General features: G+C 74.7%; 18 protein-coding genes, 1 tRNA gene and 1 pseudogene. 13 read left to right on the top strand and 7 right to left on the bottom strand.

Features of this window, described 5'->3' with window-relative positions:
• Positions 1–124 precede the first annotated feature (124 nt).
• The 11 genes from hisI (at position 125) to ACI8AC_RS23550 (ending at position 15,735) form a co-directional block, all read left to right on the top strand.
• On the top strand, positions 125–424 hold the full coding sequence (gene hisI, locus ACI8AC_RS23600) for a phosphoribosyl-AMP cyclohydrolase (protein ID WP_456900289.1): 300 nt from the start codon (positions 125–127) through the stop codon (positions 422–424).
• The gene (locus tag ACI8AC_RS23595; protein ID WP_456900288.1) at positions 411–1,919 is read left to right on the top strand and encodes an anthranilate synthase component I; all 1,509 of its coding nucleotides are present in this window, start codon (positions 411–413) and stop codon (positions 1,917–1,919) included. Before hisI ends, ACI8AC_RS23595 begins: the two co-directional genes overlap by 14 nt.
• Positions 1,916–2,638, top strand: coding sequence for a Trp biosynthesis-associated membrane protein (locus tag ACI8AC_RS23590; RefSeq protein ID WP_456900287.1), 723 nt, complete (start codon positions 1,916–1,918; stop codon positions 2,636–2,638). The genes ACI8AC_RS23595 and ACI8AC_RS23590 overlap by 4 nt, the downstream gene beginning before the upstream one ends.
• 109 nt (positions 2,639–2,747) lie before the next feature.
• Complete coding sequence (gene trpC, locus ACI8AC_RS23585; RefSeq protein ID WP_456900286.1) at positions 2,748–3,557, top strand: indole-3-glycerol phosphate synthase TrpC; 810 nt, start codon at positions 2,748–2,750, stop codon at positions 3,555–3,557.
• Between the two features lie 101 nt (positions 3,558–3,658).
• On the top strand, positions 3,659–5,023 hold the full coding sequence (gene trpB, locus ACI8AC_RS23580) for a tryptophan synthase subunit beta (RefSeq protein ID WP_456900285.1): 1,365 nt from the start codon (positions 3,659–3,661) through the stop codon (positions 5,021–5,023).
• On the top strand, positions 5,020–5,835 hold the full coding sequence (gene trpA, locus ACI8AC_RS23575; protein WP_456900284.1) for a tryptophan synthase subunit alpha: 816 nt from the start codon (positions 5,020–5,022) through the stop codon (positions 5,833–5,835). Before trpB ends, trpA begins: the two co-directional genes overlap by 4 nt.
• On the top strand, positions 5,832–6,800 hold the full coding sequence (lgt, locus tag ACI8AC_RS23570) for a prolipoprotein diacylglyceryl transferase (protein WP_456900283.1): 969 nt from the start codon (positions 5,832–5,834) through the stop codon (positions 6,798–6,800). The genes trpA and lgt overlap by 4 nt, the downstream gene beginning before the upstream one ends.
• Before the next feature lie 324 nt (positions 6,801–7,124).
• The gene (gltB, locus tag ACI8AC_RS23565) at positions 7,125–11,813 is read left to right on the top strand and encodes a glutamate synthase large subunit (RefSeq protein ID WP_456900282.1); all 4,689 of its coding nucleotides are present in this window, start codon (positions 7,125–7,127) and stop codon (positions 11,811–11,813) included.
• Positions 11,806–13,308 carry a glutamate synthase subunit beta gene (locus ACI8AC_RS23560; protein ID WP_456900281.1) on the top strand — a complete coding sequence of 501 codons (1,503 nt, stop codon included), beginning with the start codon at positions 11,806–11,808 and terminating at the stop codon, positions 13,306–13,308. The genes gltB and ACI8AC_RS23560 overlap by 8 nt, the downstream gene beginning before the upstream one ends.
• Positions 13,309–13,456: 148 nt before the next feature.
• Positions 13,457–14,872, top strand: coding sequence for a pyruvate kinase (pyk, locus tag ACI8AC_RS23555; RefSeq protein ID WP_456900280.1), 1,416 nt, complete (start codon positions 13,457–13,459; stop codon positions 14,870–14,872).
• Positions 14,869–15,735, top strand: coding sequence for an acyl-CoA thioesterase (locus tag ACI8AC_RS23550; RefSeq protein ID WP_456900279.1), 867 nt, complete (start codon positions 14,869–14,871; stop codon positions 15,733–15,735). The genes pyk and ACI8AC_RS23550 overlap by 4 nt, the downstream gene beginning before the upstream one ends.
• Before the next feature lie 82 nt (positions 15,736–15,817).
• Here ACI8AC_RS23550 and ACI8AC_RS23545 read toward each other — a convergent pair whose 3' ends face one another.
• The gene (locus tag ACI8AC_RS23545) at positions 15,818–17,644 is read right to left on the bottom strand and encodes a pyridoxal-dependent decarboxylase (RefSeq protein WP_456900278.1); all 1,827 of its coding nucleotides are present in this window, start codon (positions 17,642–17,644) and stop codon (positions 15,818–15,820) included.
• Positions 17,645–17,708: 64 nt separating this feature from the next.
• A tRNA-Leu gene (locus ACI8AC_RS23540) sits at positions 17,709–17,781 on the bottom strand.
• Between the two features lie 79 nt (positions 17,782–17,860).
• On the opposite strand from ACI8AC_RS23540, the gene ACI8AC_RS23535 reads away from it, so the two are divergent.
• Complete coding sequence (locus tag ACI8AC_RS23535) at positions 17,861–18,457, top strand: ANTAR domain-containing response regulator (protein WP_456900277.1); 597 nt, start codon at positions 17,861–17,863, stop codon at positions 18,455–18,457.
• A 168-nt stretch (positions 18,458–18,625) separates the two neighbouring features.
• The gene (locus ACI8AC_RS23530; RefSeq protein ID WP_456900276.1) at positions 18,626–19,963 is read left to right on the top strand and encodes an ABC transporter substrate-binding protein; all 1,338 of its coding nucleotides are present in this window, start codon (positions 18,626–18,628) and stop codon (positions 19,961–19,963) included.
• A gap of 219 nt (positions 19,964–20,182) precedes the next feature.
• Here the strand turns inward: ACI8AC_RS23530 and ACI8AC_RS23525 are convergent.
• From ACI8AC_RS23525 to ACI8AC_RS23505, 5 genes and pseudogenes are all read right to left on the bottom strand, one after another.
• Positions 20,183–20,503: pseudogene (locus ACI8AC_RS23525) on the bottom strand (DUF7712 family protein); the annotation flags it as partial.
• Between the two features lie 137 nt (positions 20,504–20,640).
• On the bottom strand, positions 20,641–21,543 hold the full coding sequence (locus tag ACI8AC_RS23520) for an ABC transporter ATP-binding protein (RefSeq protein WP_456900275.1): 903 nt from the start codon (positions 21,541–21,543) through the stop codon (positions 20,641–20,643).
• Entirely contained in the window at positions 21,540–22,568 is a 1,029-nt protein-coding gene (locus ACI8AC_RS23515; protein ID WP_456900274.1) for an ABC transporter ATP-binding protein, read from the bottom strand. Before ACI8AC_RS23515 ends, ACI8AC_RS23520 begins: the two co-directional genes overlap by 4 nt.
• A complete protein-coding gene (locus ACI8AC_RS23510; protein WP_456900273.1) occupies positions 22,558–23,556 on the bottom strand; it encodes a branched-chain amino acid ABC transporter permease in 999 nt (332 codons plus the stop codon). Before ACI8AC_RS23510 ends, ACI8AC_RS23515 begins: the two co-directional genes overlap by 11 nt.
• A 3-nt stretch (positions 23,557–23,559) precedes the next feature.
• On the bottom strand, positions 23,560–24,864 hold the full coding sequence (locus ACI8AC_RS23505) for an ABC transporter permease subunit (RefSeq protein ID WP_456900272.1): 1,305 nt from the start codon (positions 24,862–24,864) through the stop codon (positions 23,560–23,562).
• Positions 24,865–25,555 lie beyond the last annotated feature (691 nt).

Genomic DNA, 25,555 nt, shown 5'->3' with positions numbered 1-25,555 from the left:
TATCTGAGAAGCAGGCGCCGCGCGGGGACGCCGCCCCGCCCGCCCCCCCCCCCCCCCCCCCCCCCCCCCCCCCCGCCCCCCCCCCCGCCCCCCCCCCCCCCCCCCCCCCCCCCCCCCCGCCGGGCTGGTCGCCGCCGTCGTCCAGCAGCACGACACCGGCGAGGTCCTCATGCTCGCCTGGATGGACGACGAGGCCCTGCGGCGCACCCTCACCACCGGCCGGGCGACCTACTGGTCGCGCAGCCGCCGCGAGCACTGGGTGAAAGGGGAGACCTCCGGGCACCGGCAGTGGGTGCGCGACGTCCGCCTCGACTGCGACGGCGACGCCCTGCTCGTGCTGGTCGACCAGGAGGGCCCGGCCTGCCACACCGGCACCCGCAGCTGCTTCTCGCATCCCCTGGGGGTGACCCGTGCGGCTGGGTGAGACCGTCCCCTCCCGCGAGGACTTCGCGGCGCTCGACCAGGCGGTCGTCCCGGTCACCCGCCGGCTGCTGGCCGACGGCGCGACCGCGGTCGGGGTCTACCGGGCCCTGGCCGGCAACCGCCCCGGCACCGTGCTGCTCGAGTCGGCCGAGCAGGGCAAGCGCTGGGCCCGCTACAGCTTCGTGGGGGTGCGCAGCGCCGGCGTGCTCACCGAGGCCGACGGCGCCACCCGGTGGCTGGGCGACCCGGTGCCCGGGCTGACCGACGACCTGCCCGCCGACCCGCTGGCCGCCGTCCGCACGCTGGCCCGCCGGCTGCGCTCGCCCCGCGACCCCGGGCTGCCCCCGCTGACCGGCGGCCTGGTCGGCTACCTGGGCTACGACGTCGTCCGCCGGCTGGAGCGGCTGCCGGAGACGAGCACCGACGACCTGGGCATGCCCGAGCTGGCGATGGCGCTGGTCACCGACCTGGCGGTGCTCGACCACCACGACGGCACGGTGCTGCTCATCGCCAACGCGCTGCGCCCCGGCGCCGACCCGGGCGCCGCCTGGGACGACGCCGTCGCCCGCCTGGACGCGATGACCGCCGACCTCACCAAAGCCGGTTCCCCCGGCGTGGCCACCTTCGCCACCGCCGAGCCGCCGCCGGTCACCAGCACCATGGCGCCGGGCCGGTACGAGGCCGCCGTGGAGACCGTGCGCGAGCACATCCGGGCCGGCGACGCCTTCCAGGTCGTCCTCGCCCAGCGCTTCGAGGTCCCCACGCGGGTGGACGCCCTCGACCTCTACCGGGTGCTGCGGGCGACCAACCCCTCGCCGTACATGTACCTGCTGCGCTTCGCCGGCCGGGAGTCGCCCTTCGACGTGGTGGGCTCCTCGCCCGAGGCCCTGGTCACGGTGACCGGTCGCTCCGCGGTGGTGCACCCGCCGGCCGGCACCCGCCCCCGCGGGGCGACACCGGAGGAGGACCTCCGGCTGGCCGAGGGGCTGCTCGCCGATCCCAAGGAGCGGGCCGAGCACGTCATGCTGGTCGACCTGGCCCGCAACGACCTCGGCCGGGTGTGCGTCCCGGGGACCGTCGAGGTGCCCGATTTCATGCGGGTCGAGCACTACAGCCACGTCATGCACCTGGTGTCCACCGTGGCCGGCGAGGTCGCGCCCGGGTGGGACGCCCTCGACGTCGTCGACGCGACCTTCCCGGCCGGCACCGTCTCCGGTGCCCCGAAGCCGCGCGCGATGGAGATCATCGAGTCCCTGGAACCCACCCGCCGCGCCCTGTACGCCGGCACGGTCGGCTACGTCGACGCCAGCGGCGACCTGGACATGGCCATCGCCATCCGCACCGCGGTGCTGCACCAGGGCCGGGCCTACGTGCAGGCCGGCGCCGGGGTCGTCGCCGACAGCGACCCCGCGACCGAGGAGGCCGAGACCCGCCACAAGGCCCGGGCCGTGCTCACCGCCATCGCCACGGCGGAGGGCATGCGGGAGCTGCGGTGAGCCGGCCGGGGAACGAGCCGGGCGGGCCGCCGGCCGGCGGCACCTCCCGCCGGCACCGGCGGGAGACGGCGGTGGCGGTCGTGGGCTCGGCCGTCGCCGGCGGGCTGGCCCTCTCCGCCGGCGGGCAGGCCTGGCTGACGCTGACGGTCGCCCGCCCGGCCCCGCTGCCGCCGACGACCGACGTCCTCGCCGGCGGGCAGGCCGCCCCGCTGGTCCCCGCGGCCGGCCTGCTCCTGCTCGCGGCCGCGGTGGCCGTCGTCGCGGTCCGCGGCGCCGGGCGACGGGTGGTCGGCCTGCTCACCGCGCTGGCCGGCGGCGTGCTCGGCTGGTCGGGCCTGCGCCCGCTGGTGGGCGACCCGGCCGCCGGCACCGGCGTCGGCGCGAGCGCCGACGTGCACGCCGGCTGGCCGCTGCTGGCCGTCGTCGCCGGGGTCGTCGCGGTCGCGGCGGGCCTGCTCACCGTCCTGCGCGGGCCGTCCTGGCCCGGCCTGGGACGGCGGTACGAGCGGACCGGGGCGCCCGCGCCGGCTCGCCCGCGCACCGACGGGGACCGGGCCCTGGACGCCTGGCGCGCCCTCGACCGCGGCGATGACCCGACCGACGACCCGACCGACGACCCGACCGACGACCCGACCGACGACCGGGGCGGGGAGCCGGCCGGCGACCGGCCGCGGGCGGCCGACGGCAATCGGGCGGACTACCCGCCGAGCGGGCGCTGAACACCCGCCGGTCGCACCCCGCGGTCGGGCCGGGGGACGCCGCCCCTAGAGTGGGTCCACCGACCCGGGCGGGGGACGCCCACCGAACCACCGGCAGCGGGGAGCGCTCGTGTCCGTGCTCGACGAGATCGTCGCCGGGGTCCGCGAGGACCTCGCCGCCCGGGAGGCGCGGACCCCGCTGGCCGAGGTGAAGGCCGCCGCCCGGGACACCCGGCCGGCCCTGGACGCCCTGGCCGCGCTGCGCGCCCCGGGTGTCGGCGTGATCGCCGAGGTCAAGCGGCAGAGCCCGTCGAAGGGCGCGCTCGCCGACATCCCCGACCCCGCCGTGCTCGCCCGCCAGTACGCCGACGGCGGCGCCCGGGTGATCAGCGTGCTCACCGAGCGGCGGCGCTTCGGCGGGGCGCAGGCCGACCTCGCCGCCGTCCGGGCCGCCGTCGACGTCCCGGTCCTGTGCAAGGACTTCGTGGTCTCCAGCTACCAGGTGCACGAGGCCCGCGCGCACGGCGCCGACGTCGTCCTGCTCATCGTCGCCGCGCTCGAGCAGAACGCCCTCCTCGGCCTGCTGGAGCGGGTGGAGTCGCTCGGCATGACCGCCCTCGTCGAGGTGCACACCGAGGCCGAGGCCGACCGCGCGCTGGCCGCCGGCGCCTCCGTCATCGGCGTCAACGCCCGCGACCTCACCACCCTGGCCGTGGACCGGTCGACCTTCGAGCGGATCGCACCCGGCCTGCCCTCGGAGATCGTCAAGGTGGCAGAGTCCGGGGTCCGGGGCCCCCACGACCTCATCTCGTACGCCGCGGCCGGCGCCGACGCCGTCCTCGTGGGGGAGGGCCTGGTCACCGCGGGCGACGCCCGCCAGGCCGTGGCCGACCTGGTGACCGCCGGATCCCACCCGGCGACCCCGCGCACCACCCGCTGACGGGGCGGGGTCGGGCCCGGTCCCGGTCCCCACCGGGACCGAACCGCCGGTCGCGTCACCCCCTCCACCACCTCCCCTGCCGCGCGCGGGACACTGGCGCCATGACCACGAGCGCCGTCTCACCGCCGGAGGACCGTCTCGAGCCGCCCCGGCCGAGCTGGCCCGACGCCACCGGCCACTTCGGCGTCTTCGGCGGCCGGTTCGTCCCCGAGGCCCTGGTCGCCGCCCTCGACGAGCTCACCGAGGCCTACCGGGCCATGCGCGTCGACCCCGCCTTCCGCGCCGAGTTCGCGCAGCTGCAGCGCGACTACACCGGCCGGCCGAGCCCGGTCACCGAGGTGCCGCGTTTCGCCGAGCACTGCGGAGGCGTCCGGGTGCTGCTCAAGCGCGAGGACCTCAACCACACCGGCTCGCACAAGATCAACAACGTGCTGGGCCAGGCGCTGCTGACCCGGCGGATCGGCAAGCAGCGGGTCATCGCCGAGACCGGCGCCGGTCAGCACGGGGTCGCCACCGCGACGGCGGCCGCGCTCCTGGGGCTGTCCTGCACCGTCTACATGGGCGAGGAGGACACCCGCCGGCAGGCGCTCAACGTCGCCCGCATGCGGCTGCTCGGCGCCGAGGTCGTCCCGGTCACCACCGGGTCGCGCACCCTCAAGGACGCGATCAACGAGGCCTTCCGCGACTGGGTCACCAACGTCGAGACCACGAACTACGTCTTCGGCACCGTCGCCGGGCCGCACCCGTTCCCGGAGATGGTCCGCGACTTCCAGCGGGTCATCGGCGACGAGGCCCGCGCCCAGGTGCTCGAGCGGGAGGGCCGGCTGCCGGACGCGGTGCTGGCCTGCGTCGGGGGCGGCTCCAACGCCATCGGCATCTTCACCGCCTTCGTGCCCGACGAGGGGGTCCGGCTCGTCGGGCTCGAGGCGGGCGGGGACGGCGTCGAGAGCGGCCGGCACGCGGCCACCATCACCGGCGGCAGCCCCGGCGTCCTGCACGGCGCCCGCTCCTACCTGCTGCAGGACGACAACGGTCAAACCGTCGAGTCCCACTCGATCAGCGCCGGCCTGGACTACCCCGGCGTCGGGCCGGAGCACTCCCACCTGCACGACATCGGCCGGGCGGAGTACCGCCCGGTGACCGACGCCGAGGCCATGGAGGCCTTCGCGCTGCTGTGCCGCACCGAGGGCATCATCCCGGCGATCGAGTCGGCGCACGCCCTGGCCGGGGCCATGCGGCTCGGCCGCGAGCTGGGTGGGCGGGGGCGCGACGGCCAGGCCCTGCTGCTGGTCAACCTCTCCGGCCGCGGCGACAAGGACGTCGAGACCGCCTCGCGCTGGTTCGGCCTCGGCGACCGCGAGCACGTCGAGCCCGGCGCCGGCATGGACACCGACCAGCGGCCCACCGAGGGCGCGGTCAGCAACGACGCGGCCGTCGCCGGCCGGGAGGCGGGTGGGGCGGCGTGAGCTCGCACCTGGCGGAGGTCCTGGCCGGGACGAAGGCGCACGGCCGGGCGGCGCTGGTCGCCTACCTGCCGGTCGGCTACCCCGATGTCGAGGGGTCGATCGCGGCGATGGTGGCCGCGGTGGAGAACGGCGCCGACGTCGTCGAGGTCGGCGTCCCCTACAGCGACCCGGGCATGGACGGCCCGGTCATCCAGCAGGCGGTGGACGTCGCCGTCCGTGCGGGCGTGGGCATGCGCGACGTGCTCCGGGCCGTCGAGGCCGTCGCCGACGCCGGGGCGGTCCCGGTCGTGATGAGCTACTGGAACCCCGTCGAGCGCTACGGCGTCGACCGGTTCGCCGCCGACCTGGCCGCCGCCGGGGGAGCGGGGGCGATCACCCCCGACCTCATCCCCGAGGAGGCCGGGCCCTGGCTGGCCGCGGCCGAGGGGCACGACCTCGACCGGGTCTTCCTGGTCGCCCCGTCGTCCACCGACGCCCGGCTGGCCTCCACCACCGCGGCCTGCCGCGGGTTCGTCTACGCCGCCTCCACGATGGGCGTCACCGGGACCCGCGCCACCGTCGGCGACGCGGCCGAGCGACTGGTCGCCCGGACCCGCGCGGTCGCCCCCGACCTCGCCGTCTGCGTCGGCCTCGGCGTCTCCGACGCCGCCCAGGCCGCGGAGGTGGCCGGGTTCGCCGACGGCGTCATCGTCGGCTCGGCCTTCGTCCGCACGCTGCTCGACGCCGACGGGGACGCGCAGCGGGGCGCCGCCGCGGCCGGCCGGCTGGCCGCCGAGCTCGCCGCCGGCGTGCGGGACCGGGTCCCGGCATGAACCTGGCCGTGATCCCCAGCCCGACCCAGGCGGTGTGGGAGGTCGGCCCGTTGCCGATCCGGGCCTACGCGCTGTGCATCATCGCCGGCATCGTCGCCGCCATCTGGATCACCCAGCGCCGCTGGGTCGCGCGGGGCGGCGCCGCCTCCGACGTCCTGGACATCGCCGTCTGGGCGGTGCCGTTCGGGATCGTCGGCGGCCGGCTGTACCACGTGGTCTCCAGCCCCCGGGCCTACTTCGGCGAGGGCGGCGATCCGCTGCGCGCCTTCGCCATCTGGGAGGGCGGGCTCGGCATCTGGGGGGCCATCGCCCTCGGTGCGGTCGGCGCCTGGATCGCCTGCCGCCGGATGGGGATCCCGCTGCCGGCCTTCGGCGACGCCCTCGCCCCCGGCCTGCTGGTCGCCCAGGCCATCGGCCGGCTCGGCAACTGGTTCAACAACGAGCTCTACGGCGGGCCGACCGACCTGCCCTGGGCGCTGCGCGTGTACGAGTGGACCGGCACCGAGGCGGTGCGCGGCCCGGACGGCGCCCCCGTCGTGCTCGGGACCTTCCACCCGACCTTCCTCTACGAGCTGCTGTGGAACCTGGCCGCCGCGGCGGTCGTCGTGTGGGCCGACCGGCGGTTCCGGCTCGGCCACGGCCGGGCCTTCGCGCTCTACGTGGCCAGCTACTGCGCAGGCCGGGTGTGGATCGAGGTGCTGCGCACCGACCCGGCGGAGACCCTCGCCGGCGTGCGGCTGAACGTGTTCACCGCGGTGGTGGTCGGCCTGCTCGCGGTGGCCTACATGGTCTGGCAGCGCGGGCGCCCGCGGGAGGTCATCACCCGGGGCCGTGACATGGACGACACCGCCGCCGGCCCCCGGCGGGGCGACCGGCCGGGCACGTCTGCGCCGTCCGCGCCGGGCACCGCGGCGGACGGCGGAACCCCTGGTGGGGACGCTCCCGCGCCACGCCGCGAACCCTGAGGACGGCGCGCCGCCACCCCGGGTTCACCGCAGGGGGCGGGTGTTACGCGTGTGTACCCTCTTGCCAGACCCTCCCAGCGATCCTGGCGGGGGTCGCACGCGTCGGAACCGGGCCAGCGCCGCCCCGCGGACGACAGCCCCGGGGGGCACCCACCCCCAGGGCTCGCGAGCCCGCCCGGCCCGGTGGTCCCGCCCGACCCCCGGCCCCCTCGGCTCCCCCGCAGTGCCGCCCCTTCCGCCCTTTCGACCACCGGCCCGGGCACCAGCCCCACCGCCCCCGTCGCCGACGACGGACCCCGGCGGTGCGCCGACGACGGGAGTGACATGTCCGAGTCCACCGCCCCCGCCGCAGCCCCCGTCCGCGGGACCGCCGTCGCTGTGCCCCCGGGTACCGCCGTGCCCTTCTCGGCCGCCCCGGCCGCCCAGGGCCTCTACGACCCGGCCCTCGACTCCGACGCCTGCGGCGTCGCCTTCGTCGCCGACGTCCGGGGCCGCCGCTCGCGGGACATCGTGGCCGCCGGCCTCACCGCGCTGCACAACCTCGACCACCGGGGGGCGGCCGGCTCCGAGCCCAACTCCGGGGACGGCGCCGGCATCCTCACCCAGATCCCCGACGCCCTCCTGCGCGCCGAGGTCGGCTTCGACCTGCCGCCGCTGGGGGAGTACGCCGTCGGCATCGCCTTCCTGCCCGTCGACGAGGCCGAGCGGGCCGCCCGGGTCGCCGACGTCGCGCGGCTGGCCGGCGAGGAGGGGCTGACCGTCCTGGGCTGGCGCGAGCTGCCGATCGACCCGGACGGCGCCGACGTCGGCCCGACCGCCCGCGCGGTCATGCCGCACTTCGCCCAGCTGTTCGTCGCCGAGACCATGGGCGCCCGCGCCGACTCCACGGCCTTCGGCGGCAACGTGGCCGTCAACGGCGTCACCCGGCTGGAGCGGCGGGCCTTCGTCCTGCGCAAGCGGGCCGAGCGCGCGGCCACCGAGGCCGGCAGCTCCCTCTACGTGGCCTCGCTGTCCTCCCGGACCATCACCTACAAGGGCATGCTGACCACCGACCAGCTGCCCGCCTTCTTCCCGGACCTGCGCGACGAGCGCTACGCCTCGGCGATCGCCCTCGTGCACAGCCGGTTCTCCACGAACACCTTCCCGAGCTGGCCGCTGGCCCACCCGTTCCGGGTCATCGCGCACAACGGCGAGATCAACACCATCAAGGGCAACCGGAACCGGATGCGGGCCCGCGAGGCCAAGCTCGAGACGGCGCTGTTCGACGGCCCCGCCGGCCCGGCCTCCGAGCTGGGGCTCGACCGCCTCTTCCCGGTCACGGCCAGCGACTTCAGCGACTCGGCCACCTTCGACGAGGTGCTCGAGCTGCTGCACCTGTCGGGCCGCTCCCTGCCGCACGCGGTGCTCATGATGATCCCGGAGGCCTGGGAGAACCACGACGAGATGGACCCGGCCCGCCGGGCCTTCTACCGGTTCCACTCCTCGATCATGGAGCCGTGGGACGGGCCGGCCGCGGTCGCCTTCACCGACGGCACCCTCATCGGCGCGGTGCTCGACCGCAACGGGCTGCGCCCGGGCCGCTGGTGGCACACCAAGGACGACCTCGTCGTCCTCGCCAGCGAGGTCGGCGTCCTCGACATCCCCGACTCCGAGGTCGTCGCCAAGGGCCGGCTGCAGCCGGGGCGGATGTTCCTCGTCGACACCGCGGCCGGCAAGATCGTCAGCGACGAGCAGGTCAAGGGCGCGCTGGCGGCCGAGCACCCCTACGAGGACTGGCTGCACGCCGGCCTGGTGCACCTGCCCTCCCTGCCGGAGCGCCGGCGGGCCCGGCCCAGCCACGAGTCCGTCGTGCGCCGGCAGCTGCTGTTCGGCTACACCGAGGAGGACCTGCGCGTCCTGCTCACGCCGATGGCCTCCACGGGCGCCGAGCCGATCGGGTCGATGGGCACCGACACCCCCGTCGCGGCGCTGTCGGACCGCTCCCGGCTGCTCTACGACTACTTCGGGCAGCTGTTCGCCCAGGTGACCAACCCGCCCCTGGACGCCATCCGCGAGGAGCTGGTGACCAGCCTCGGGCGGACCTTCGGGCCGGAGCAGAACCTGCTGCACGCCACCCCGGCGTCGTGCCGGCAGGTGTTCCTGCCCTACCCGGTCATCGACAACGACGAGCTGGCCAAGATCCTGCACATCGACGACGACGGCGACCTCCCCGGCTACGCCGCCGTCCGGGTGACCGGCCACTACGACGTCACCGGCGGCGGGCCGGCGCTGACCCACGCGGTCGAGCAGCTGCGCACCAAGGTCAGCAAGGCCATCGCCGCGGGTGCGCGGATCATCGTGCTCTCCGACCGGGACTGCGACGAGGACCGCGCCCCGATCCCGTCGCTGCTCATGACCGCCGCCGTCCACCACCACCTGGTGCGGGAGAAGACCCGCATGGAGGTCGGCCTGGTCGTCGAGTCCGGCGACTGCCGCGAGGTCCACCACGTCGCGCTGCTGCTCGGCTACGGCGCCGCCGCGGTCAACCCCTACCTGGCCTTCGAGAGCGTCGAGGACCTGATCCGCGACGGCGCCCTGACCGGCATCGAGCCGGCCCAGGCGGTCCGCAACATGGTGAAGGCCCTGGGCAAGGGCGTGCTCAAGGTCATGAGCAAGATGGGCATCAGCACCGTCGGCTCCTACACGATGGCCCAGATCTTCGAGGCCGTCGGGCTCTCCCGCGAGGTCGTCGACGAGTACTTCACCGGCACCTCCTGCCCCCTGGGCGGCGTCGGCATCGACGTGCTCGCCGAGGAGGTGGCCATGCGCCACCGCCGCGCCTACCCGGAGAACCCCACCGAGCGGGCCCACCGGCGGCTGGAGACCGGCGGGGAGTACCAGTGGCGCCGCGAGGGGGAGGTGCACCTTTTCAACCCCGAGACGGTGTTCCTCCTGCAGCACGCCACCCGCTCGCGGCAGTTCGAGGTGTTCCAGCGCTACACCGACACCGTCGACGCGCTGTCGGTCGAGGCCGCGACCCTGCGCGGGCTGTTCGACATCCGGACCGGCGAGCGCCCGCCCGTGCCGCTCGAGGAGGTCGAGCCGGCCGGCGAGATCGTCAAGCGCTTCCAGACCGGCGCGATGAGCTACGGCTCCATCTCGCAGGAGGCGCACGAGACCCTGGCGATCGCCATGAACCGGCTCGGCGGCAAGTCGAACACCGGTGAGGGCGGCGAGGACCCCGACCGCTTCGAGCCCGACCCCAACGGCGACCTGCGCCGCTCGGCGATCAAGCAGGTGGCCAGCGGCCGGTTCGGCGTGACCAGCGAGTACCTCGTCAACGCCGACGACATCCAGATCAAGATGGCGCAGGGCGCCAAGCCCGGCGAGGGCGGGCAGCTCCCCGGCGCCAAGGTGTACCCGTGGGTGGCCCGCACCCGGCACTCCACGCCGGGCGTCGGCCTGATCAGCCCGCCGCCGCACCACGACATCTACTCGATCGAGGACCTCAAGCAGCTGATCCACGACCTGAAGAACGCCAACAGCGAGGCGCGGGTCCACGTCAAGCTGGTCAGCGAGGTCGGCGTCGGGACGGTGGCGGCCGGCGTGAGCAAGGCGCACGCCGACGTCGTCCTCATCTCCGGGCACGACGGCGGGACGGGCGCGGCGCCCCTGACCTCGCTCAAGCACGCGGGCTCGCCGTGGGAGCTGGGCCTGGCCGAGACGCAGCAGACCCTGCTGGCCAACGGCCTGCGCGACCGCATCGTCGTCCAGGCCGACGGGCAGATGAAGACCGGCCGCGACGTCATCATCGCGGCGCTGCTCGGCGCCGAGGAGTACGGCTTCGCCACCGCCCCGCTGGTGGTCTCCGGCTGCGTGATGATGCGCGTCTGCCACCTCGACACCTGCCCGGTCGGCGTCGCGACGCAGAACCCGGAGCTGCGCAAGCGGTTCACCGGGCGGCCGGAGTTCGTGGTCACCTTCTTCGAGTTCCTGGCCGAGCAGGTCCGCCGGTACCTCGCCGAGCTCGGGTTCCGCACCCTCGACGAGGCGATCGGCCGGGCCGAGCTGCTCGACACCCGCAAGGCCGTCGACCACTGGAAGGCCGCGGGGCTGGACCTGTCCCCGATGCTGGCGGTGCCCGCGCTGCCCGAGGGCGGCGCCCGGCACAAGGTGCGCGAGCAGGACCACGGCCTCGACGTGGCGCTGGACCAGACCCTGATCCAGCTCTGCGAGGGCGCGCTGCTCGACGCCCGGCCGGTGACCCTCGAGCTGCCGGTGCGCAACGTCAACCGCACCGTCGGCACGATGCTCGGCTCGATGGTCACCCGCCGCTTCGGCGGGGAGGGCCTGCCCGACGGCACGATCGACCTGACCTTCACCGGGTCGGCCGGGCAGTCCTTCGGCGCCTTCGTGCCGCGCGGGATCACCATGCGGCTGTTCGGCGACGCCAACGACTACGTCGGCAAGGGCCTGTCCGGCGGGCGGGTCGTCGTCCGCCCGGCGCGGGAGGCGACCTTCCCGGCCGAGGACAACGTCATCGCCGGCAACGTCATCGGCTACGGCGCCACCGCGGGGGAGATCTTCCTGCGCGGCCGGGTCGGCGAGCGGTTCTGCGTGCGCAACTCCGGTGCGCTGGCCGTCGTCGAGGGCGTGGGCGACCACGCGCTGGAGTACATGACCGGCGGCCGCGCGGTGATCCTCGGGCCGACCGGTCGCAACGTCGCGGCCGGCATGTCCGGCGGCATCGGCTACGTGCTCGACCTGGCCCGCCACCGGGTCAACGCCGAGATGGTCGACGTCGAGCCCCTGGACGGCGAGTCCGCCCAGTGGCTGCGCGAGGTGCTCGTGCGCTACCGCGCCGACACCGACTCCCCGGTCGCGGCCGCGCTGCTGGCCGACTGGGGCCGCTGGGCCGAACGGTTCAGCGTGATCATGCCGCGCGACTACCGTCGCGCACTCGAGGCCCGGCGCGCCGCGGAGGCCGCCGGCACGGACGTGGACGTGGCAGTGATGGAGGCCGCTCGTGGCTGACTCGACGGGGTTCCTGAAGCACGACCGGGCGCTGCCGCCGCGCCGGCCGGTCGACGTCCGGATCCTGGACTGGAAGGACGTCTACCTCTCCCGCGACAGCGGCGAGGACGCGGTGTTCCCGGTGGCCGAGGTCCGCAAGCAGGCGGCGCGCTGCATGGACTGCGGCATCCCGTTCTGCCACCACGGCTGCCCGCTGGGCAACCTCATCCCGGAGTGGAACGACCTCGCCCGCCGGGACGACTGGGCCGAGGCGATCGAGCGGCTGCACGCGACCAACAACTTCCCGGAGTTCACCGGGAAGCTGTGCCCGGCACCGTGCGAGGGGTCCTGCGTGCTCAACCTGCAGGAGTCGCCGGTCACGATCAAGCAGATCGAGTGGGAGATCATCGACCAGGCGTTCCAGCGCGACCTGGTCACCCCGGTCGTCCCGCAGGAGCGGACCGGCAAGGAGGTCGCCGTCGTCGGCTCCGGCCCCGCCGGGCTGGCCGCCGCCCAGCAGCTCACCCGCGCCGGGCACGAGGTGACCGTCTTCGAGCGGGCCGACCGCATCGGCGGGCTGCTCCGCTACGGCATCCCCGAGTTCAAGATGGAGAAGGCCGTCCTCGACCGGCGGCTGGACCAGATGCGCGCCGAGGGCACCCGGTTCGTCACCGGCGTCGAGGTCGGTGGCAGCGGCCCGGACGACCTGCCGGTCGAGCAGCTGCGCGGGTCCTTCGACGCCGTCGTCCTCTCCGGCGGGGCCACGGTCGGCCGCGACCTGCCGGCCCCCGGCCGCGAGCTCGACGGCATCCACCTGGCCATGGAGTACCTGCCGCACGGCAACCGGCAGGCCCTCGGCGAGCTCGACACCCCGCCGATCGACGCCCGCGGCAGGCACGTCGTGATCATCGGTGGCGGTGACACCGGCGCGGACTGCCTGGGCACCGCCCACCGGCAGGGCGCGGCCTCGGTCACCCAGCTGGAGATCATGCCCGCGCCGCCGGACCGCCGGGACCAGGCGGCCAACCCCTGGCCGACCTACCCGATGGTCATGCGGGTCTCCAGCGCCCACGAGGAGGGCGGGGAGCGGCTGTACGCGGTCAACACCGAGCGCTTCCTCGGCCACGAGGAGGGCCCCGACCAGGGGCGGGTGCGGGCGCTGCTCATCCACGAGGTCGAGCGGGTCGACGGCCGGTTCCAGAAGGTCGAGGGCACCGAGCGCGAGCTGCCGGCCGACCTGGTGCTGCTGGCGATGGGCTTCACCGGCGCCCAGCGCACCGGGCTGGTCGACGCGCTCGGCGTCGAGGTCGACGGCCGCGGCAACGTGGCCCGCGACGGCGAGTTCATGTCCACCGTCCCCGGCGTCTTCGTCGCCGGTGACATGGGGCGCGGGCAGTCGCTGATCGTGTGGGCCATCGCCGAGGGGCGGGCGGCCGCCGGCGCGGTCGACGAGTGGCTGACCGGCAGCTCGATGCTGCCCCGCCCGGTGACCCCCACCGCGGTCGCGCTCCGCTGACGCAAGGACCCCTCTGCCCCCCGCCGCTCGCGGTGGGGCCCTGCAGAGGGGCCGGGCCGCGGTACGGGCCGGGGCCGTGCCCGTCACGTGACGGACACGGCCCCGGCCGCGTGAGAGGCCTGGCCGGCGGACCACTAGCGTTCTGACCATGACGCGCCGCGCCAAGATCGTCTGCACGCTCGGGCCCGCCACCGGGTCCCCCGAACAGGTCACCGCCCTGGTCGAGGCCGGGATGGACGTCGCACGGCTCAACTTCAGCCACGGCGCGCACGCCGACCACGAGCGCGCGTACCGGCTGGTGCGCGAGGCCTCCGACCGCACCGGCCGGGCCGTCGCCGTCCTCGCCGACCTGCAGGGGCCCAAGATCCGGCTCGGCACGTTCGCCACCGGGCCGGTCGAGTGGAGCACCGGCAGCCGGGTGTGCATCACCGTCGACGACGTCCAGGGCACCGCCGAGCGGGTGTCCACCACCTACAAGGGCCTGGCCGCCGACGTCCGCGTCGGTGACCGGCTGCTCGTCGACGACGGCAAGCTCGCGCTCTCGGTCGTCGAGGTCGACGGGCCGGACGTGTGGTGCCTGGTCGTCGAGGGCGGCGAGGTCTCCAACAACAAGGGCCTCTCGCTGCCGGGCGTGGCCGTGAGCGTCCCGGCGCTGTCGGAGAAGGACGCCGAGGACCTGCGCTTCGCCCTGCACCTGTCCGTGGACTTCATCGCGCTGTCGTTCGTGCGCTCGCCCCGCGACGTCGAGCTGGTCCGCGACATCATGCGCCAGGAGGACGTGACCGTCCCGGTCATCGCCAAGCTGGAGAAGCCGGAGGCCGTCGAGGACCTCGAGGCGATCGTCGAGGCCTTCGACGGGGTCATGGTGGCCCGCGGCGACCTGGGCGTCGAGCTGCCGCTCGAGCGGGTCCCGCTGGTGCAGAAGCGCGCCGTGCAGGCCGCCCGCGAGCGCAACAAGCCGGTCATCGTGGCCACCCAGATGCTCGAGTCCATGATCGTGAACTCGCGGCCGACCCGCGCCGAGGCCTCCGACGTCGCCAACGCCGTCCTCGACGGGGCCGACGCCGTCATGCTCTCGGGGGAGACCTCCGTCGGCCGCCACCCGATCGCGGCGGTCCGCACCATGGAGCGGATCATCGCCGCGGTCGAGGGCGACCAGGCGCGGGCTCCCGAGCTGGTCCGCCGGTCGCGCTCGCGGTCCGGGGCGATCGTGCGCGCCGCCCGCGACATCGGCGAGTCCCTGGACGTGAAGGCGCTGGCCACCTTCACGCAGACCGGCGACACCGCCCGGCGGCTGGCCGCCCTGCACCCCCGGCAGCCGCTGCTCGCCTTCACCGTCGACGGCCGCGTGCGCAGCCAGCTGGCCCTCTCGTGGGGCGTGGAGACCTTCCTCGTCCCGGAGGTGCAGCACACCGACGACATGGTGGAGCAGGTCGACTTCTCCCTGCTGGCCATCGGCCGGCTCCGTGAGGGCGACCGGGTCGTCGTCGTGGCCGGCAGCCCCCCGAACACCGTCGGCTCGACCAACCTGATCCGGGTGCACGAGGTGGGCACGGACTCGTGAGCGACGTGCTGGGCGGCGCCCCCCTCATGGCGGTGCTGGAGCTCGAGGAGCGCGAGCGGGACTCCTTCGTGGGCAAGACGCCCACGACGCGCCAGCAGCGGATCTTCGGGGGGCAGGTGGCCGGGCAGGCGCTGCGGGCCGCGGGCCTCACCGTCCCGGCCGACCGGGGCGTGCACTCGCTGCACTCCTACTTCCTGCGACCCGGGGACCCGCACGAGGAGATCCGCTACGTGGTCGAGCGCATCCGCGACGGCCGGACGTTCACCACCCGCCGCGTCCTCGCCTGGCAGCACCGCGGCGGCGAGGACGTCGCCATCTTCGGGCTCACCGCCGACTTCACCGCCGGCGAGCAGGCGCTGGCCGAGCACGCGCTGCCGATGCCCGACGTCGCCGGCCCCGACGACCTGCCCGGGATCCCCGAGATGGTCGGCCGGCACCCCGACGTCGGCGCCGCCATGAAGGCGATGAGCGCCGCCGTGGAGCAGCGCTTCTTCGAGGACCCCTTCGCGCCCGAGCCCAAGACCCCACCGCACACCCAGCAGCGGACCTGGCTGCGCGTGCGCGGCCGGCTGCCCGACGACCCCGCCGTCCAGGCCGCCGCGCTGACCTTCGCCAGCGACCTCACCCTGCTCTCGGCCGGCGTCGCCCGCCTCGGCGCCGGCTGGGGCGGCTTCGTCGGCGCCAGCCTCGACCACGCCGTCTGGTTCCACCGCCCGGCGCGGGCCGACGAGTGGTTCCTCTACGAGGGGGACAGCCCCTCCGCCTCGGCCGGGCGGGCGCTGTGCCTGGGGCAGATCTGGTCCGCTGACGGCACCCACGTCGCCACGGTGGCCCAGGAGGGCCTGCTGCGCGCCCGCGGCTGAGCGGCCCCGCTCAGCTCCCGGGCCGCGCCGCGGCTCAGCTCCCGGGCCGCGCCGCGGCTCAGCTCCCGGGCCGCGCCGCGGCTCAGCTCCCGGGCCGCGCCGCGGCGTCGGTCTCGTCGAGGACCGCGGCCGTCTCGGTCACCGCGGGCGGTTCCCCGGCGTCGTCCCCCGCCTCGCCCGGGGACGCGGTGCTCCCCGCCCTGTCACCGGCCACCGCGGTGCTCTCGGCCCCGTCGCCGGCCGGGCCGGCCGGCGGGACGGGCAGGTCCTGCTGGTCCCGGGCCTGGCGCGCCGTCTCGTCCTGGCCGGCCGGGGTCTCGGACCCACCGGTGGACGGGCCGTCCCCCGCGGGCGCCGGCGGCCCGGCGGTGCCCGCCCGCTCCGCGGCCGCCCGCCGCTCGGCCGCCTCGCGGGCGCGCTCGGCGGCGGACTCGGCGAAGTCCGCGGCCAGCCAGTCGTGGTTCTCGCACAGCAGCGCCCACAGCCGGGCGACGTGGGCGGGGGTCGTCGTGGGCGCACCGACCGCGACCCGCAGCACCACCTGCCCGCGCACGGTGGTGTGGGTCAGGAAGACCTCGCCGCCGTCGTTGAGCCGTTCGAGCAGGGTCATGGTCGCGACGTCGGCGTCCACGTCGTCGGCCCAGCGCGGACGCAGGCAGACCAGCGACAGCGGGTGCGGCGTCGCCACCTCGTAGCGGTCGTCGCCCGCCGCCCAACCGGCGAGCTGCTGGGCCAGGGCCACCCCCGAGCGGACGTGCGCGCGCAGCCCCTCGGCGCCGTACCAGCGCAGCACGAACCACAGCTTCAGCGCGCGGAACCGGCGGCCCAGCTCGATCTGCCAGTCGCGGTAGTCGACCACCGCGCCGGTGTCGGAGGCGGCGTTGCGCAGGTACTCCGGGAGGATCGCCAGGGCGCCGGTGAGCGCGGCCCGGTCGGCGACCCAGAACAGGGTCGCGTCGAAGCCGGTCAGCAGCCACTTGTGCGCGTCGGTGGTGTAGCTGTCGGCCCACTCCACGCCGGCCTGCAGACCGCGCAGCTCGGGGGCGAGCGCGCTCACCCCGGCGTAGGCGGCGTCGACGTGCAGCCACACGCCGTGGTCGCGGCAGATCGGGCCGAGCTCGGCGAGGGGGTCGACCGCGGTGGTCGAGGTGGTCCCCACGGTGGCGCAGACGAGGACCGGCGTGAGACCCCGGGCGGTGTCCCGCTCGAGGCGGGCGCGCAGCGCGGCCGGGCGCATCGCGAGGTCGCCGTCCACCTCCACGATGCGCACGGCGTCGCTGCCGAGGCCGGCGATCCGCACCGCCTTCTCCATGGACGAGTGCGTCTCCGCGGAGACGTAGACGGTGTACTCCTCGGGGCGCACGCCCTGGCGCACGGTGGCCCCGCCGCTGGCCCGGTGCAGGGCGGCCAGCAGGGCCACCAGGTTCGCCCCGGAGCTGGAGTCCTGGACGACCCCGCCGCCGGACCCGTCCGACCGGAAGGAGTCCGGCAGGCCCAGCAGGCCGGCGAACCAGTCCATGACGTGCTGCTCGAGCTCGGTGCACGCCGGGCTGGTCACCCAGGACATGCCCTGCACGCCCAGGCCCGCGCTGACCAGGTCGCCGAGCACCGAGGGCCCCGAGGTGTTGGCGGGGAAGTAGCCGAAGAAGCCGGGGTGCTGCCAGTGCGTCAGCCCCGGGACGACGACCCGGTCGAGGTCGGCCAGCACCGCGGAGACGGGCTCTCCGCGCTCGGGCGGGTCGGCCGGGAGGGCCTCGCGGACGTCACCCGGGGCGACGGGGGAGCGGACCGGCAGGCTGCCGATCCGGGTCCAGTAGTCGGCGATCCAGTCGACGACCTCGTGCCCGTGCCGGCGGAAGTCCTCGGGGGTCATGTGCGGGACGGCGGGCATCTCGGACGGCGCAGTCACCGGTTCACCGTAATCGCCCCGCCGGGGCGTCCCGTCGCCGAGGAGGTGGCCGGCGACGTCGCTGTGCCCCCGGTGCGACTCGAACGCACACTGTGCGGGTTTTGAATCCGCTCCCTCTGCCGTTGGGGTACGGGGGCGCGCCGTCCTGCGGAGGGCGGTGCGCCGCCGAGCCTAGCGGGGCGGTGGCGGCCGACCGGCATCGATAGGCTCTCGCGCGTGAGCAGCGAGACGATCCGGGTCCTCATCGCCGAGGACGAGGCGCTCATCCGCCTCGACCTCAAGGAGATGCTCGAGGAGGAGGGCTACACCGTCGTCGCCGAGGTCGGGGACGGCCAGCAGGCGGTCGACCGGGCCGCGGAGCTGCGGCCCGACCTGGTCATCCTCGACATCCAGATGCCGGTGCTGGACGGGCTCGCCGCCGCGGAGCAGATCGCCGCGTCGCGGGTCGCCCCGGTCATCGTGCTGACCGCCTTCAGCCAGCGCGAGCTCGTCGAGCGGGCGCGGGACGCCGGCGCCATGGCCTACCTGGTGAAGCCGTTCTCCAAGAACGACCTGGTGCCCGCGATCGAGGTGGCCCGCGCCCGCTTCGCCGAGCTCACCGCGCTGGACGGCGAGGTGCGAACGCTGGAGGAGCGGCTCGAGGCACGCAAGGTCGTGGAGCGGGCGAAGGGCAAGCTGATGGCCGAGCAGGGCCTCACGGAGGCCGACGCGTTCCGCTGGATCCAGCGGACGGCGATGAACGAGCGGACGTCGATGAAGGCGGTCGCGCAGCGGATCCTCGAGCCGGCGGCGGCGGAGACCCCCTCGGACTGACCGGTCCACGGGGGCCGGTCCTCCGCCATCCGGCAGGTCACAACCCTGTCACGGTCCGGGCGACCCGGCTTTCGCGAGGCGGAACGCCAGCTAACGTCCCCCCACTGACCGGGCCGGTCCCCCAGGGGCCGGCCTCGTGCACCACGACACAACAGTGGGAGTTGCTTGATGCGCACTGGCATCCTGGCGCGCAGCGCCGCGGTCTCGGCTGCTGCCCTGCTCGTCCTGACCGCCTGCGGCAGTGACGACGACGGCGGGGGCGGCTCGGCCGGCGGAGGCGGTGAGGCCGGCGAGAAGCAGGTCAACGTCTACGGCAGCGACGGCAACATGGGCAACGCCCTCGGCGAGTCCTTCTCCGAGGAAGGCGCGCTGGCCGGCATGCGGGGCACCACCCCGCTCACCGACCTCGGCACCGAGTTCCAGGACCGGCTGCTGGCCATCGACCCGAACCTGCAGGACTTCAACTACTCGGCGGAGACCTACGACGCGATCATCATCACCGCGTTGGCCGCCCAGCTGGCCGGCAGCACCCAGGCGCCGGACTTCGCGCCCTACGTGAACGGCGTGACCTTCGGCGGCGAGGCCTGCGACAGCTACACGGCCTGCCTGGAGATCATCAACAACGGCGGCAACCCCGACTACGACGGCGTGTCCGGCCCGCTGAGCTTCACCGAGCCGGGCGAGCCCGCCCAGGCCAGCTTCGGCATCCTGCAGTTCGGCGAGGACAACCAGCTCGACGACACCGCGACGGAGTACGTCATCGCCGGTGACGAGGGCAACGCCGCCGCCGACGAGGGGCCGGCGCCCGCGCCGCCCGGGACCACGTCGGACAACCCGCTGGTGATCGGCACGCTGCTGCCGCTGACCGGGAACCTGGCCTTCCTCGGCCCGCCGGAGGTCGCCGGTGCCCGGCTCGCGGTGCAGGAGATCAACGACGCGGGCGGGGTGCTGGGTCAGCCGGTGCAGCTGGTCGAGGGTGACTCCGGTGACGCCTCGACCGACACCGCGACGCAGACGGTCGACCGGCTGCTGCAGGCCAACGTGGACGCCATCATCGGCGCTGCGTCCTCCGGCGTGAGCCTCACCGTGATCGACCGGATCACCGGCGCCGGCGTCCTGCAGTTCTCCCCGGCCAACACGTCGGACCAGTTCACCGACTACAACGACAACGGGCTGTACTTCCGCACCGCCCCGCCGGACACCCTGCAGGCCCGCGCGCTGTCGGACCTGGTCATCGAGGACGGCAACAACACCGTCGGCATCATGGCCCTCAACGACCCGTACGGGACCGGGCTGGCCGAGAACCTCCGCCAGAACCTCATCGACAGCGGTCTGTCCGAGGACAGCATCCAGAGCATCACCTACGACCCGCAGGCCGCGAACTACGACTCCGAGGTCCAGCAGATGGTGGACTTCAACCCCGACGCCATCGTGGTGATCGGCTTCGAGGAGTCCGCGCGGATCATCGAGGGGCTCAACTCGCAGGGCATCGGCCCGGCGCGTTGATCGTCCACGGCGGCGCCCCCACGGGCCGCTGAGGCGCAGCAGCACCACCGGCAGCGGCCCGGCACCGACCAGGTGCCGGGCCGCTGCGTTGCCCGGGGTCGGCCGCTCCCTGCCGGCGCCGTTCAGCGCTGCAGCTGCTGGCCGGCGGGAGCCCAGTCGGCGGGCCGGCCGACGTGGTTGGAGAACTCGACCGACCAGCGCCACCAGCTGGTCGGGCGCGTGCTCCCAGGCGGTCAGGACGCCGACCTCGCCACCGGGCAGGACCACCGGCAGGCCGTGCATCCGCGCGTCGGGCCACACCTCGCTGCGGTGCACACCGCCGTCGCGGAGCTCGAGCAGGGTGAGGGGGGAGTGGTCCCCGGACCGGTCGGCGTCCCCCCGCGCCACGACGCTGTCGTCGTCGGCGGTCACCCGGACGGCGAGGGCCGCCGGCGCGGCGTGGACCAGCACGCGGGAGAAGCCGCCGGCGGTGAGGGCGCGCGCGTGCTCCAGACCGTTCATGCCCCCGTCGCGGGAGCGCAGTTCCCAGGTCCAGCTCATCCCCGGCCCCTACCCACGACGGCGCCCCGCTCCCGTGGGGGAGCGGGGCGGCCGCCGTCCGGGGACCCTGCCGGGTCCGCGCGACCCGGGCCGGCCACCTCGTAGGTCCTCGTCCTTCCCCGGTGCGGGGGCCTCTCTCAGTGGGCCTTCGCGAGGGTCCCCAGGTAGAGCTCGATGACCTTGGGGTCGTGCATCAGCGACTCACCGGTGTCGGTGTAGGCGTTGCGGCCCTGGTCGAGCACGTAGCCGCGGTCGCAGATCTGCAGGCACCGCCGGGCGTTCTGCTCGACCATGATGATCGACACCCCGGTCGCGTTGATCCGCCGGCAGCGGATGAAGACCTCGTCCTGGTAGGCCGGGGACAGGCCCGCGGACGGCTCGTCGAGCAGCAGCACCGACGGCTCCATCATGAGCGCCCGTCCCATGGCGACCATCTGCCGCTCGCCGCCGGACAGCGACCCGGCCTTGGTGCTGCGCCGCTCGCCGAGCATGGGGAAGAGGTCGGAGACGTAGGAGAACCGCTCCTTGAACACCTTGGGCCGCAGGTAGGCGCCCATCTGCATGTTCTCCTCGATGGTCAGCGAGGGGAACACGTTGTTGTTCTGCGGCACGTAGCCCACGCCCAGCGACACCAGCCGGTGCGCCGGCGCGGAGGTGATGTCCTCGCCACGCAGCGACACCGCGCCGGAGCGGACCGGGATGAGCCCGAAGATGGTCTTGAGCAGCGTCGACTTGCCGGCGCCGTTGGGGCCGATGATGCCGACGAGCTCGCCGTCCTGCAGGTAGAAGTCGCAGCCGCGCAGGATGTTGACGCCCGGGACGTACCCGGCCACCAGGTCGTCGGCCCGGACGAGGGCGCCCTCGGCCAGCCGCAGGTGCTCCTCGCGGGTGGCGGCCTTCTCCGCGGGGGACAGCGCGTCCGCGGGCGTGCCGGCCGCCCCCGCGCGCGGTGTGCCCGCGTCGGTGTCGTCCCCGACCCCGGCGTCGACCGGTCGGTCGAACTCCAGGGCCGGGTCGGTGCTGTGCCGCGGGTCGGTCATCGGTGCCCTCCGTGCCGGGGCCGGTGGTGGGGGTCGAGGACGTCCCCGCCGGTGCCCTCCTCCTGTGCGATCGAGCGCTCGGCCTCGGCGAGCACCCGGTCCTCCTCGTCCACGGTCAGCGGCGCGTCGTGGTGGGCGCCGAGGTAGGCGTCGACCACGGCCTGGTTCTGGCTGATCGACTCGGGCGGGCCCTCGGCGATCACCTTGCCGGCGGCCATGACCACCACCCAGTCGCTGATGTCGCGGACGACGTCCATGTCGTGCTCGACGAAGATCACCGTCATGCCCTGCTCGCGCAGGTCCTTGACGTGGCCGAGGAGGCTCTGCGTGAGCGCCGGGTTCACCCCGGCCATCGGCTCGTCGAGCATGACGACCTGGGGGTCGGTCATGAGCGCGCGCGCCATCTCCAGCAGCTTGCGCTGCCCGCCGGAGAGCGTGCCCGCGAAGTCGTCCTTCTTCGCGTCGAGCTTGAAGCGCCGCAGCAGCTCCATGGCCTTCTCGGTGTTCTCCCGCTCCTGCGAGCGCCACACGCCGGGGACCAGGGCGCGGAAGAAGCCCTCGCCCTTCTGCCCCTGGGCGCCGAGCAGCATGTTCTGCAGCACGGTCAGCCGGGACAGCGCCTTGGTGAGCTGGAAGGTGCGGACGACGCCGAGCCGGGAGACCCGGTGCGGGGCGAGCTTGCCCAGCGGGCGGCCGTCGAACGCCCACGTGCCGGTGTCGGGCTGGTCGAAGCCGGTGAGCAGGTTGAACAGCGTCGTCTTGCCGGCGCCGTTGGGCCCGATGAGGCCGGTGATGCCGCCGCGCTGGATCTCCAGGTGGTCGACGGCGACGGCCGTCAGGCCCCCGAAGGTGCGCGTGACGCCGTCCACCACGATGGCCGGGTCGGGCTTGGCGACGCCGACCTCCCAGGGGACGTCGCGCAGCGCGGCCTGGGCCAGCCGCTGCGGGGCCGCGCCCTTGCCGAGCGAGGTGGGGGCGCCGGCTCCTGCAGCGGTGGCGCCGTGCGGGGTCGGGTCAGCGGGCATCGAGCATCACCTCTCGTCGGTCGCCGAAGATGCCCTGGGGGCGGAAGACCAGCAGCAGGATCAGCCCGAGCCCGATGAGCACGAACCGGATCTGGGCCACGTCGGTGGCCGAGAGCAGGCCCTCCGGGATGACCCCGTTGCTGATCAGCGTCCGGAGCCCCGTGTCGGCGAACTGGATGATGAAGTACATCAGCATGGCCCCCACGACGGGACCCAGCACGCGGGCCGCCCCGCCCAGGATGAGCGCGGCGTAGGCCAGGAAGGTGTTGGCGTTCTGGTACTGGTCCGGGGTGGCCGACCCGGTTCCGACGGCGTAGACCATCCCGCCGAGGGCGCCCAGCACACCACCGAGCACCAGGGCCTGCATCTTGTACACGTAGACGTTCTTGCCCAGGGCGCGCACGGCGTCCTCGTCCTCGCGGATGGACTTGACCACGCGACCCCAGGGGCTGCGCACGAGCAGCCAGGTCAGCAGGCAGGCCAGCGCCACCAGGATCCACCCGACCAGCGCCACCCACAGGTCGGCGCCGCTCCAGCGGGTGCCGAGCAGGTCGTACCGCTCGGCGGTGTCCCAGGGCGCGAGCGCGACGAAGTCCTGGTTGAAGCCGGACAGGCCGCGCGTGCCGTTGGTGACCGGGGTGGCCGACACCGACCGGAAGAGCAGCCGCAGGCCCTCGGCCGTGGCGATGGTGGCGATGGCCAGGTAGTCGGCGCGCAACCGCAGGGTCGGGATGCCGAGCAGCAGGGCGAGCAGGACGGCGGCGGCGAGGCCGATGAGCACGCCCACCCAGAACGGCAGGCCCCACTGGGCGACCGAGATCGCGATGCCGTAGCCGCCGAGCAGCGCGAACGCGATCTGGCCGAAGTTGAGCAGCCCGGTGTAGCCGAACTGGACGTTGAGGCCGAGGGCCAGCAGCGCCAGGAAGACCGCCTGGAAGCCGATCGCCGCCTTGAGGGCGATCGCGAGGGCGTCGATGAGTTCAGCCACGGTTCAGCCCACCCGAGCCCGGCTGCCGAGGATCCCCTGCGGCCGCACGATGAGGATGACGATCAGCAGCAGCAGGCCGCCGACGTACTTGACGTCGTTGGGGATCACCAGCGTGGACATCTGCACGAAGACCCCCACGACGATGCTCCCGATGAGAGCGCCGTAGGCCGTCCCCAGGCCGCCGAGCGTGACGCCGGCGAACATGAGCAGCAGCAGCCGGAAGCCCATGTCCCACTGCACCTCGTCGGAGAGGCCGAGCAGCACGCCGCCGAGGGCGGCCAGCGCGCCGCCCATCATCCAGACGACGAGGATGACGCGGTTGACGTCGATCCCGGAGGACGCGGCGAGGTCGCGGTTGTCGGCGACGGCGCGCATCGCCTTGCCGATCTTCGTCTTCTGCAGCATGACCGCGACCAGGAGCAGCACGACCAGCGCGATGACGATCGAGGCGAGGTCGGCGTTGGTCATCGTGAACGGCCCGTAGTCGACCGCCCGCTGGCCGCGGTAGTCGGCGTAGGCGTTGGACCGGCCGCCGTAGATGATCTGGTACAGGTAGCGCAGCAGCAGCGAGAGCCCGATCGAGATGACCAGCGCGGCGACCAGCCCGGTGCCGCGGCGGCGCAGCGGCCGCCACAGGGCCAGCTCGTTGAGCGCGCCGATGCCGGCGCCCACCACCATCGCCAGCAGCGCGGCGGGGATCAGCGGCACGCCGCCCTCGACGTTGATGAACCAGGCCGCGATGGCGCCGATGGTGACCAGCTCGCCGTGGGCGAAGTTGGTCAGGCCGGTGGTGCCGAAGATGAGGGACAGGCCGATGGCGGCCATGGCGATGAGCAGCCCGAAGCGCAGCCCGTCGACGAAGAGCTGGATCCACTGCACCGTGCCGCCGCCGGAGTTCCGGCTGCCGTCGTTGAGCCCGATCAGCACACCCTGGTTGCGCCCGGGGTCGACCGTGACGGTCCGGCTGTTCTCCCCGTTGAGCGTGACGCCCTCGGGCAGGGCGTCCTCGTCGATGCTGACGGTGTACTGACCCGGCCCGGGGAGGTCCACCGACCAGCGCCCGTTCTCGTCGGACTCGGTGGTCCCGACCTCCTGGCCGTCGGGGGTCGTGACCGTGACCTCGACGCCCTCGATGGGGCCGCTCAGGCTCGTGCGGAACGTGCCGGAGACCGACTCGGCGGCGGTCCCGGGCTCGGCGGCGGCCGGGCCCGGGACCAGCAGGGCGAAGGACCCCGCCAGGACGGCCAGCAGGAGCAGCCGCAGCAGCCCCCGCCGTCCCCGACCCGTGCCGGTCCGGCGGGCACCCACGCGTGCGGGCGCGCCTCGACCGCCGTGCCTGCCGGCACGGTTGTGCGCGTGCGTCACTCGACCTCCCTGGCGTCTGAGTGGGCAGGACCGTAACCCAGCGGCGGGGCACGACGGTTCCCACAGGGCGAGATGTGACCTGGAAGAGATCACCGCACCTGTCACGCGCGCACCACGGCGGCGCGTCTCCGTCACGCACGGCGATCCGCCCGGCACGCTGTGCCCACCGTCCAGGGAGGGTTCTGTGTCAGGATCCGGTGCTCGGTCCCGCGTCACGACGCGCACGGCGCGTCCCGACGACCTCGCCGCCGTCCTGGCGCTGGTCCGGCAGCACCGGGCCGAGGCCCACGCCGAGGGCGTCCTCACCGGCCAGACGCCGGGAGCCGCCGCCGCCCCCGGGTTCCGCCGTCTCCTCGCCGACACGGGGCACCGCGTGGTGCTCGCCGTCCTCCCGGGCGCGGACGTCGCGCGCGGGGCCGGGACGGGGGAGTCCGTGGTGGGGCTCGCGATCCTCGGGGTGGACCCGCTGTCGGTCGTCCTCGGGGTGGTGCAGGTGACCGTGGACAACCTGGTGGTGCACCGCGACCACCGGCGCGGGGGGGGGGGGGGGGGGGGGGGGGGGGGCGGGGGGGGGGGGGGGGGGGGGGGGGGGGGCGGCGCCGCGGCCCCCGCCGTCGCGGGCCGCGTCGGCGTG

The organism is Geodermatophilus sp. SYSU D00758, assembly GCF_054049955.1.
The sequence above is the reverse complement of the archived record's forward strand: the minus strand, read 5'-3'. Positions and strand labels throughout refer to the sequence as shown.